We start from the raw sequence: 11,064 nt of genomic DNA, 5'->3' as shown, positions 1-11,064 counted from the left end.
GATCTGCGGATCGTGCGCCTTGAACACCGTGGCCATGCCACCGCGGCCCAGCCGTTCGCGGATCTCGTAGCGGCCGACCTGGCGGATGGTGGGATCGCCGGCGTGGGCGCCGCCAGGCAGGGTTTCGCCGGCGGGGAGGCGTGGGGTTTCGCGGCGGGGCGGCTTGGGTTGAGCGGCGGGCTTGACCGGTGCGATGCGGGTGGCGTCGTCGTCCGTTTCAGGCGGCAACGCGCCATTCGCGGCGGGCACGGCCGGCTCTTCCGGACGGTCGGTCTGGTCGTCGGAACTGGCGATTGGAGACATGGCAAGGCATCATCGAAAAGTAGCACTCCGATGCTTGCCCGCCCACTTCATTGGCGCAATGACCGAAAGTCATGGCAGCGTCACCGATTCACGGGCAGACGAAACGCCTCCTACGATCCGTCACAGCTCCGCGTTCCACGGGCATTCCAGACGCGACCACCGTTCACCATTGAACGTAAACAAGTCTTCGCCGCCCACGGAGACCAACCCAGTGGATTCATCCCCCGACAGCGAACCAAACGTCGGTTCAGCGCGTGTCGGCACATCCACTTCCGACAACGCGCTGCCACGCAGCTCGAACAACGAAAACTCGGACGCCAGGAACACCCGATCGCCGAAGGTCGCGATGTCAAACAGCGAAGGGCTGCCGTGCTGGTGATGAAGAATTCGCCAGCCATCTTTGCCGCCCTCCACGACCAGTCCGTGATAGCCACACGCCAACATCCGGTCTCCCACCCGGCGGATACGCATCAGGCCAAGGTTCGTCGGCGACTCCGTCGACGACCAGCTCGCACCATCGAAATACATGATTACGCCGCTGGCTCCGACCACGAACAGGCTGTCAGCCGCTTGCCCGTCAATGCTGGTCAGGACGGAACGCGTGGCCAGCATGGCTTGGCTGCGACCGGCCTTCGGGTCTATGAAAATGCCTACGTCGATCGGGCTCCAGCCCAATTCGATGCGCCGGAACACTTGGTGTCCTGCGCCGCAAGCAAACAGGCAGCCCCCGACTTCTTTCAACTCGTTGAAGAACAAATGTCGATTGCGATCAATGACCTCGACGTGATGCTTGCCTTCCGTCCAGCTGTGAATGACCCCATTGCGCAACATGGCGTGGATTGTGGGGATGCCCCGCGCGTGGCTCACGCTGAGCGATGCCACGATCTCCGGCAGATCGGCCAGCTGAGACCACTGCCCTTGCCGATACTCAACGATGCGCGTCACACGCGCATCGGGATAGGCCGGAAGGTGTCCGCCGAGAATGAAATGGTCGGCGGACAGCCAGGCCGCGCGGGTGAATTCGATGCTATGGACTGCTTTTGCCATAAAAGGTCAGTCAAGGGACTCTAGGCGCAGGGGGAAGCCCGCGTGCAAAGTCGGTGACCAGGCCACTCGATGCGGGCTGGAACTGGTCGGTTTCATTAATACCGCATTTCTCGAAATAGTCGTCGATCTGCGCCTTTACGCAGTCGTAGCCTTCGTCTCCTGGCTCCAACGGCTTGCCGTTGACAATCATGCCTGCGGAGTGCGCGGAATTCTCCAATGCCTCGGAGTAAGGGTACTGTTGGCCACTTGCACTCAAGAGCGCCTCCCAGCCGTCAGCCGGATAGTGGCCCATGTAGTGGCTGCCAAAGAACTGACTCTTTCCGACGGCACATATGACCGGCGCGGTATTGTGATGGCAGGATCCATTGCCCGCACGGTACCGCCCCGACGATGTGGGATTCATCAGGTGACCCGGCACGAGATGGTGGCCCGTTTGGGGCTTGGGGCAAGAATATGCGTTGTTCTTTCCCGAACGCTTGGACCTGTAGGGCACGAGCCGAAACTCCTCACTCACCCCATCACAACTACCCAGTCGATCGAACGTGCTGGAATCGAAGTTGACTTGCCCCACCTGATTGGTCGTGCTCTGCCCATTCGAATTGGTCAGGTCACCATGGCGGTCGACGTTTTCGCCTTCGAACTTCACATCGGAAGACCAGGCGGCAAAGTAGGTTTTGCCCTGGATGTTGTGGCTCACGACACCCATACCGAGCGACTTCGTCGCCGCTTCGTCACCTGTGCATTTTTTGTAGTAGGAAGTGCTCTTTAACATGCACTCCTGTCCGCTGATCACCACAGTGCGAGAACCGTCCTGAGTGTCTGAAGCATACGACGTCACGGGATACGGAATAGGCACCGGCCCGGCTGGCGGAGACGGCGGACTGAGGCAGACGTCCGGAAAGGCCGCAATCACCTTGCCGTCGCCAGCCTTGCAGGCGATCTCCATGCCATTGGCAAAAACATTGTTTGCCATCAAGCATGGTCCAGTACATGACCTGCAGCCACGATGACAGCCCGTTGGCCGTCGTCGGACGACGATTCGCAAAACGCTGCCGTCGCGGGGGCAATGCCCCTGTCGTACAGGTACTTGAGATATGCCAGTTGGCATGCACCCGCCGCTGCTCCCGTCGATCCGAGCGAATCCATCAGATGGATAATTTCGAAGATTGGCTTACGTTCGCGAAGAACGCGGGCCAGTGCGTAGTTGGCATCAGCGAATGCGTACCGCTCCCCGGTCATGTCACTGACCCTGAAGGAAACTTCGGTCATCGTGCAGCGTGCATCTGCCAGCGCGTTCTTCATCGCCTGAGCCAGACCGTGACCCAGGACCGGCTCGTCGCTTCTTACGGTCGCCGATTCGAGCCCGAACCCGATTCCCCAGAGCTTCAGACCACGCGCCGACGAATGAACAGACTCAACGACAAGGCAGGCCGCCGCTTCCCCCGGTATCAGGCCATCCGGATTGCCGGTCGTCTTGAGCCGCTGCTCGCGATGAAGGCGATCAAGCATCGGTGCATTGATCAGCGAGTCGACGCCGACAACCAGACACTGCAGCCGAACGTCCTGGGCAATCGCGTCCCTACAGGACATCAGGGCGACCGTTGCAGACACCGGCCCCGACTCGATGACGGCCCGGCGGCGCAGTTGGAAGCCGAGCCGCGCCTGCAGCGCCGCCAGAAACCGATTCGAGTGAGATTCACCCCAGTCCGCGCGCGACGGTTCGGGCAGGCAAAGGACGATGAGCGATGTGCGCGCCAAGTCGACGGCACCGGCATCTTCGATAGCCAACGCTGCCAGCTCCGCCAACAACTCAACCCCGAGTGCGCGGCCGGTCAAGTATCGAGCCGGGGCTGCCACCACCGGACCTGACTCGATGATGAACGGAACATCATCGAAGGCCGAGAGGCCAGCGCGAATCGCGGCACAGGATGAGGCGTAGTCATTCCCAAGCGCCGTCACCATTCCTGCGTGCGAGACCGTGATCATCGCGCCAATTCCGCCTTGCAAAGCGCGCCCAGGCCTGGGTAATAGGGCTTGGAACTGCGCTGCAGAGCAAACCAATGCGCGGACCGATCTCCGATCACGACCTTGCGCAGCGCGTGGAACTTCCGTCTACAAGGCAAGGATGCACGCCAAGTCAGAGTGACGACGTCTTCGTTACAGAGCACGGCAACAGCGTCCGGTCGTGCCACTGTGTGCAAGTCAGGCTCATCCTTTGCCAGGAAAGTAATCGGAAGATCCATCGCCGGCAGGCGAAACCTGATCACTCCCGTCGAATGCATGTTGAGCATGGCGACACTTTGGCCGTCTTGGATCGAGTTCAGCTGCTGGTCAGGCGGGGCGCTCTGCTCGAACCTGGCGTCATAGTTCAACGGCAGCAGCGGGTAGCGTTCGTCCAGCCAAGTCTGGTCATAGGTGCCGGCGAACCTTGCTCGAGAGGCCCAATGCGGACTGACATACGAGAAGCACATGCTCCCTGTTCTGTCGCCCCAGGAACTGATGTGGCGCCCCGGATCTTCCAGATTCGGCAGCGACGAGCCTACAAACAAGCGCGCCGGTAAGCCGTCGTGGTGACCGACACCCACCAGGTTTTCGCGCCAGCACGTCATGACGTTCTCGTCATCAGGATCCCTGTAAGTGCCCCCGTAGGCGCGCTCGAAGACCACCGGCATGGCCCTGAACGGCGCCGGCTCATTGGGCGAGAGTCCAAAGATTCCATCCTCCCAACGTCGATCGCCAATGACGCGGATGGACTTGTCAAGCGCCCCTTCCACGACGACCCGCGCGGTAAGTTCCCTAACGGGTGTGTGACCCGGCGCACACGCATCTCCGACAACAACGAAATCCGTCAACGGCTTGTGCAGAGCGACGTCGTGCGCTATCAGCAGGCTAGTCGAGCCTGCGTCGCCTCGGTACACATCAGCCGGCACGACGGGACGTTGAACGTCGGCAACCTCAAGCGGCGCCCCGTCGAAGCGCAGCGCATAAGTGATCTTGACAACGATGCAGTAGTGCTCGCGACCGTGCTTGTCTCGCGCGAGCCAAAGCTGATGCGTGGAGGGCCGATTGGAAATGACTTGCACGTCGACTCGGTAGACATTAATTGATCTGCACCGAGCCACCCTTCAAGCGATTGACGCCGCTCGACCGGCTGAGCACATAGGCCCCTTCAATCAGAACCTTGCCCGATTGCGTCAGGGTGATGCTGGCTTTGCCGCACCTCAAGACCAGTTGTTGACGTGCCTTGATGACCAGCCTCTCACCGTCCACGTCCATCTGCACCTGTCCAGGCGCCGCTTGCAGGGGTTGCGACACGTCTCCGTGCAGCAGGCCCAGCACGACGGGTTGAGTGGGGTCGCCGCCCACGAACGCCAACAGCACCTGCCGGCCAACATGCGCAGCGTGAAGATCAATCAGCGAGCGCGCACGCAGCAGCTGACCTTCGGCCTGCGCTGGGTCGATCACCATCGGGGTGCGACCTTCATCGACGAGCGCCACCAGCTCGCTGACCTCGATCGGGCAACCCATCATGGCGACTCCTGCCGCCAGTGCTTCGAACTTCTCCCTGCCGCCCATAGCCTTGCCTCAGTTGTGAAGGATCTTCGAACCCTTCATCACGATGTTGTTTGACGCCTTCGCCTCAATTTTTCCGGAGCCGTCAACGCTGATGTCCTTGCCGTTGATTTGGATCGTGCCGTCATTCTTAAGTGTGATACTTGCCTTTCCCGCGGTGATTACGACAGACTCACCGGCCTCCACGACGCACTTCTTGCCAACCTTCAGCGCATCGTCATCGGCCACCGACGTGATTCGCCCTTTGCCGACCTTCGTGCTTTGAGAGCCTCCAACGGTCACCGATCGGTCTCCGCCGATGTTGTTGGTCTGCTTGGCTCCAACATCGGTGCTTTGGTTCACGCCGACGTTCGTCGATTGATTCAGCCCGACAGTAATCGACTGTGCCGCGCCAACAGCCACCACCTGTGCAGCGCCGATCRCAATTTCCTGCGCGGCACCAATGGCAATCGTCTCGTTGATGCCGACAGCGTGGGTACGCTGTAGCGCGACTGTCGCGGTTTCGCTCGCGCTCACTGTGATCGACCTGTTGCCAGTGATCCCGATCGTCTCGTTGCCGCCCACGGTCTCCGAGCGGTTGGCAGTGATCGAGATGGTCTCGTTGGCGCCCACGTCCTCGGTCCGGTTGGCCCCGATGCTGATCTTCTCGTTGCTGCCGACCTTTTCGGTGCGGTCGACACCGATCGTGATCRTCTCGTTGTTGTCGACGGTCTCGGTCCGGTCGTGCTTGACGTGCGTCGTCTCGTCGTTGTCGATCGTCTTGGTGCGGTCGTGGCCGACCCAGTGCGTCTCGTCGTTCTCGACCTCGATGTCCTGGTTCTTCTCGGCGTGGATCCAGAGCTGTTCGCTGCCGGCCTTGTCTTCGAAGCGGATGGCGTTGGCGTTGCCATAACCGCCGCCCTTGCTGGAGCGGGTCAGGAAGCCGCTTTGCGTGGCATTGGCGGGCAGGTCCCAGGGCGGCAGGTTCTCGCCGTTGTAGGTGCGGCCGATGATCAGCGGTGCGTCGGGGTCGCCTTCGAGGAAGCTGACGACCACTTCCTGGCCGATGCGCGGGATGTGGATGCCGCCGAAGTTCGAGCCGGCCCACGGGTAGGCCACGCTGACCCAGCATGAGCTCTTCTCGTTGCGCTGGCCGCGCCGGTCCCAGTGAAACTGCACCTTCACCCGGCCGTACTTGTCGGTGAAGATCTCTTCGCCCCCTGGGCCAGTGACAGTCGCCGTCTGCGGCCCCGCCACATGCGGCTTGGGCGTGCGGCGCGGCGGGCGGTATTGCTGGCTCGAGACGATCGCGCCGAAGCCGCACATCAGCCGAGCCTCACCGCCCTCGCCCGCTTCGTTGGCCGGTTGCTGCACCTGCAACTGGGTCGAGGTGACGAGGTACTCGGCGTTCTGGTCGTCTCGCGGGTGGCGGGTGAGCTTCAGCAGGCTACCGGTGCACACGCCCTGCGCGTTGGTGCCGGCGTTGAAGACCTCGTAGCGGCTCTGCATCTCGTCGAGCCGGTCTTCAGCGTACTGGCTGCCGTGGCCCGTCTGGATGTAGCCACCGGGGTAGTCGAACACCTCGCCGTCGGACAGGTCGTAGCTGCGGCTGCGTGCCTGGTTGGTCTCCAGCGAGGTGGAAGGACGCTCGAAGTCGTAGTCGGTGATGACCACCTTGCCGGGCTTGACGTGGCGCGCCATCGACCACTGGTTCACGTACTCCAGCAGTGGCGGCGCCTGGCTCACGTTGCCGTAGAACGGCAGCGAATCGCAACCGGGCGCCGCGTCGTGTGCGCTGGCCGAATCGCACAGCACCAGCTTGTGGTCGCCGTCGGTGTGGTCGAAGAACCAGTAGATGCCTTCGTGTTCCAGCAGCCGGGCAATGAAGTTGAAGTCGGTCTCGCGGTACTGCACGCAATACGTCCACGGCCGGTAGGTGCGGAACAGCTTCTGCTCGAAGTGCGCCACCGGGTGGTCGCCGAACACCGACTTGAYGATGTCKGGCACCGTCATGTCCTGGAAGATGCGACAGTCAGCCGTGCGCGTCAGCAGCCACAGCCAGGGCCGCAGCGTCATCTGGTAGACGAAGTATTTGCCTTCGAAGCCGCCTTGCGAGAACCGCGCGACATAGCCGTTCAGGTGGCGTTTGGCGTCGTCGCGGAAGGCCAGCGTCAGCGTGACCGGCTTGCCCAGCAGGTCATCGGGCGCGATGTCTTTCTTCTCGCTCAGCAAGACCAGCTGTATCTCGCCCAGCTCGCTCATGCCCTCGCGCGAAACGCACGACTGCACGCGCAGCAGGTCGGGGGCAAGCGGGGTCTTGAGCTGGCAAGGGCTGGGCATGGCGTGGGGAACACGACGCAGCGTGTGGCCGGACGGTAGCCGCCCGCCACCCAGCGGGTAAAGCGACGAAAGTCACTGGCCCTTGAGGAAACGAGGGGCCGCCCGGGAGCGCGCTCAGCACGCGCTGGTCAATGCCAGCTCGATCACCGTGCCCAAGGCATCGCGCCGGGCCCTGGCCCGGCAGTTGCACGACTCGCCATGCCAGACCGTGTCGGTCGCGCCGGGTTCACTCTTAGCGGCTTCGGTGTCGGGGTGAGCCCAGTCGATACCGCAGCCCTGCTCGCCGAAGGCCTGCCGCTCTGCCTGGCCGAGCACGCGCAAAGCATCTTCCGCCAGCGGCAGCGCCAGCTTCGCGCGCTGCTCGGTCAACTCGATGACCGGGTCGCGCTTGGCGGTGAACTGGCCGCCGCTACGAAAGCGGTACAGCAACTCGACCGAGCGCCCGGCGTGCCAGATGCTGCAGCTCTGGACGCCGGTGCCCGCCGCGGCGGCACCGAACAAAGCGCCAGATTCGACTCTGCGCTGCAGCTCGCCAGCCGTCTGCCGATTGACGCTGGTCACGTCGCCCAGCGACTCGCAGGCCGGCGCCACGCCGGCCGCAGGTGCCGGCGCCATCGGCGTGCAGGCAGCCAGGCCAAGCGCGCAAGCCCAGGCGCCGCACCACGCCAAGAGGCGGTGGCCCAGCTCAGAACTGCGCGTGCCAGCGGACGAGGCCACCCTCGGTGTCGAGAAACTTGTCCAGGCCCGTGAGCCCACGAATGGTCTTCTTGATCGCATCGGCGTCCTTGTCGACCGGCTGTACGTCGAAAGCGTCGCCCGACAGGTGTTTGCTGAACTTGCCGAGATCGGCGTCACTCGCGCTATTGAACACCGACAGCAGGCCTTCGGTGATTTCTGCCTGGGTTTTCTTGTCAGGATTTGCATCCACCCAGTCCTGGCACTGCTTGCGCAGGTCGCTCTTCGCGTAGGTCTCTTCGATCCACTTGCGGTTCTTGACCACGTTGCTGGCCATCGCCCGCGCCTGGTCGGCCTTGTCGCGGCGGCCGCTGGTGAAACTGACCGTCGGGTGGGCCTTCTTCAGCGCGTAGGCCGCAGCCTTGGCGGTTGCCGACAAGTCCAAGCCCTCAATCTGGGCGTCAGTTTCGGGCACATCCGCAGCGCCTGCCGCTTGAGGCGCTGGCGATTCGATCAGCGCCAGCGTGCCAGCATCTGGCGCCGGCTTGTTTTCGCCCAGCCCGAGCGGGCCGGGAACGGTCGCTGTTGCCATCGCGCCCTCCTTGTGCTGATTGGCTTGGTCTTGTTGCGCGGTTCGTGCGGCCGTCAGTCGAACGCGTAGTCGAAGTCGCCTTCTTTCACCGCCAGCGCCACGCGGCCGATCGACCGCCCTTCGGACAGCCGCGTCAGGTATTCGCGGCTGATGCGCGGCAGCACGGTGTTGGTGAGGATCGCGTCGATCACGCGGCCGCCGCTTTCCACCTCCTGGCAGCGGCTGACCACGAGCTGGACCACGTCGTCGCCGTAGCTGAACGGCACGCCGTGGTTGTCCTGGATGCGCCGGCCGATGCGGCCGAGTTGCAGGCGCACGATCTGGCCCATCATCTGTTCGTTCAGCGGCACATAGGGCACAGTGACCAGGCGGCCCAGCAGCGCCGCGGGGAAGACTTTCAACAGCGGCTCGCGCAGCGCCTTGCCCATGGCTTCGGCCTCTGGCATCAGCTCCGGGTCTTTGCACAGCTTCATGATCAGCTCGCTGCCAGCGTTGCTGGTCAGCAGGATGATCGTGTTCTTGAAGTCGATGTAGCGGCCCTCGCCGTCTTCCATCCAGCCTTTGTCGAAGACCTGGAAGAACAGCTCATGCACATCGGAGTGGGCTTTCTCCACCTCGTCCAACAGCACCACGCTGTAGGGCCGGCGGCGCACGGCTTCAGTCAGCACGCCGCCTTCGCCGTAGCCCACATAGCCCGGGGGCGCACCTTTGAGCGTGGAGACGGTGTGCGCCTCCTGGTACTCGCTCATGTTGATCGTGATCACGTTCTGCTCGCCGCCGTACAGCGCTTCCGCCAGTGCCAGCGCGGTCTCGGTCTTGCCGACGCCCGAGGTGCCGCAGAGCATGAACACGCCGATCGGCTTGTTCGGGTTGTCCAGCCGCGCGCGCGAGGTCTGGATGCGCCGGGCGATTGTCTCCAGCGCGTGGGTCTGGCCGACGACGCGCTGGTTCAGCGTGTCGGCGAGCTTCAGCACCGCCTCGACCTCGTTCTTCACCATGCGGCCGACGGGGATGCCCGTCCAGTCCTGAACCACGCTGGCCACGGCCTGCTCGTCCACCGTCGGTAGGATCAACGGGTCTTCGCCTTGCAGCGTGTGCAGCTGGCTTTGCAGCCCGGCCAGTTCCGCCAGCAGCTTGTCGCGCTCGGCAGGCGGCGGCGACTCCACACCCTCTTCGCCGCGCAGCGTGGCGCGGATTTCGAGCACCCGGTCGACGAGCGCCTTCTCTTTCGCATAGCGCTCTTGCAGCATGGCGAGGCGGGTCTGTTCGTCATCCAATGACGCGGCCACCTTGCGCCGGCGCTCGGTCACGTCGATGCCGATCGCCCCTTCGCGATCGATGATGCCCTGCTCCACCTGCAGCGCGCTGATGCGGTGCTGGCAGTCTTCGAGCTCGGGCGGTGTCGCATGCTGGCTGATCGCGACACGCGCGCAAGCGGTGTCGAGCAGGCTCACCGCCTTGTCGGGCAGCTGGCGCGCCGGGATGTAGCGGTGAGACAAGCGCACCGCCGCCTCGATGCCCTCGTCCAGCAACGCCACGCGGTGATGCTTTTCCAGGATGCTGGCCACGCCACGCAGCATCAACACCGCGCGCTCTTCGCTCGGCTCGCCCACCTGAACGACCTGGAAGCGTCGCGTCAACGCCGGGTCTTTCTCGATGTGCTTCTTGTACTCGGCCCAGGTGGTGGCGGCGATCGTGCGCAGCTTGCCGCGAGCCAAGGCGGGCTTCAACAGGTTGGCCGCATCACCGGTGCCCGCCGCGCCGCCCGCGCCGATCAAGGTGTGCGCCTCGTCGATGAACAGGATGATGGGCTTGGGCGACGCCTGCACCTCGTCGATGACTGAGCGCAGCCGGCTCTCGAACTCACCTTTCATGCTGGCGCCGGCCTGCAGCAGGCCGATGTCGAGCGAATACAGCGACACGTCTTTCAGCTGCGGTGGTACGTCGCCCTGAGCCAGGCGCAGCGCAAAGCCTTCGACCACCGCCGTCTTGCCGACACCCGCCTCACCGGTGAGGATGGGGTTGTTCTGCCGCCGCCGCATCAGGATGTCGACGATCTGGCGGATCTCTTCGTCGCGGCCGGCGATCGGGTCGATCTCGCCGTTGCGCGCCCGCTCGGTCAAGTCCACCGCATAGCGCTTGAGCGCCTCTTGCTTGCCCATCGCCGCCGGCGAGATGGCGCCGCTGGCTTCGCCCGGCTCGGCAGCGCCGTCGGTGGCGCGCAGGTTCTGCTCGGGCGAGCCTTCGAGCACGCGGTGGAAGTGGTCGGCCAGGTCGTCGATCTTGACGCGCTCGAACTGCTTCGAGATCGACAGCAGCGCGTTGCGCATCGACGCCGTCTTCAGCAGCCCGACGATGAGGTGACCGGTGCGCACCTGGCCGTCACCGAACATCAGAGAGGCGTAGACCCAGGCTCGCTCGACCGCGTTTTCGACCCAGCTCGACAAATCGGTGATCGAGGTCGCGCCGCGTGGCAGGCGGTCCAGCGCGGTGGTCAGGTCGCTGGCCAGCACCGAGGCGTCGAGCCCATAGTGCTTGACGATGCGGTGCAGGTC

The 11,064-nt window shown here is 63.7% G+C and carries 10 protein-coding genes; all 10 read right to left on the bottom strand.

What is annotated here, in order from left to right; genetic code table 11:
• On the bottom strand, nucleotides 1–303 hold a 303-nt coding region (locus tag AC1DYI_RS17200), incomplete at its 3' end, for a hypothetical protein (protein ID WP_477205357.1).
• A 120-nt stretch (nucleotides 304–423) separates the two neighbouring features.
• Nucleotides 424–1,350, bottom strand: coding sequence for a hypothetical protein (locus AC1DYI_RS17195; RefSeq protein WP_477205356.1), 927 nt, complete (start codon nucleotides 1,348–1,350; stop codon nucleotides 424–426).
• A gap of 10 nt (nucleotides 1,351–1,360) precedes the next feature.
• Nucleotides 1,361–2,323, bottom strand: a complete 963-nt coding sequence (locus tag AC1DYI_RS17190) for a DUF4150 domain-containing protein (protein ID WP_477205355.1) — start codon at nucleotides 2,321–2,323, stop codon at nucleotides 1,361–1,363.
• Entirely contained in the window at nucleotides 2,323–3,336 is a 1,014-nt protein-coding gene (locus AC1DYI_RS17185) for a hypothetical protein (RefSeq protein ID WP_477205354.1), read from the bottom strand. The genes AC1DYI_RS17190 and AC1DYI_RS17185 overlap by 1 nt, the downstream gene beginning before the upstream one ends.
• Nucleotides 3,333–4,433: a DUF2169 family type VI secretion system accessory protein gene (locus tag AC1DYI_RS17180; protein ID WP_477205353.1), complete on the bottom strand. Its 1,101-nt coding sequence runs from the start codon at nucleotides 4,431–4,433 to the stop codon at nucleotides 3,333–3,335. The genes AC1DYI_RS17185 and AC1DYI_RS17180 overlap by 4 nt, the downstream gene beginning before the upstream one ends.
• Before the next feature lie 16 nt (nucleotides 4,434–4,449).
• Nucleotides 4,450–4,926 (bottom strand): DUF6484 domain-containing protein, encoded by a 477-nt coding sequence (locus tag AC1DYI_RS17175; protein ID WP_477205352.1) that lies wholly within the window; start codon nucleotides 4,924–4,926, stop codon nucleotides 4,450–4,452.
• Between the two features lie 9 nt (nucleotides 4,927–4,935).
• Nucleotides 4,936–7,242: a type VI secretion system Vgr family protein gene (locus tag AC1DYI_RS17170; protein ID WP_477205351.1), complete on the bottom strand. Its 2,307-nt coding sequence runs from the start codon at nucleotides 7,240–7,242 to the stop codon at nucleotides 4,936–4,938.
• A 114-nt stretch (nucleotides 7,243–7,356) separates the two neighbouring features.
• A complete protein-coding gene (locus tag AC1DYI_RS17165) occupies nucleotides 7,357–7,857 on the bottom strand; it encodes a hypothetical protein (protein ID WP_477205350.1) in 501 nt (166 codons plus the stop codon).
• 70 nt (nucleotides 7,858–7,927) lie between these two features.
• Nucleotides 7,928–8,509 carry a hypothetical protein gene (locus AC1DYI_RS17160; protein ID WP_477205349.1) on the bottom strand — a complete coding sequence of 194 codons (582 nt, stop codon included), beginning with the start codon at nucleotides 8,507–8,509 and terminating at the stop codon, nucleotides 7,928–7,930.
• Between the two features lie 53 nt (nucleotides 8,510–8,562).
• A partial coding sequence (gene tssH, locus AC1DYI_RS17155; protein ID WP_477205348.1) for a type VI secretion system ATPase TssH occupies nucleotides 8,563–11,064 on the bottom strand: 2,502 nt, incomplete at its 5' end.

It is taken from the genome of Ideonella sp. P3_A4, assembly GCF_056403075.1.
Note: the sequence above shows the minus strand (reverse complement) of the source record. Positions and strands in the feature narration are given on the sequence as shown.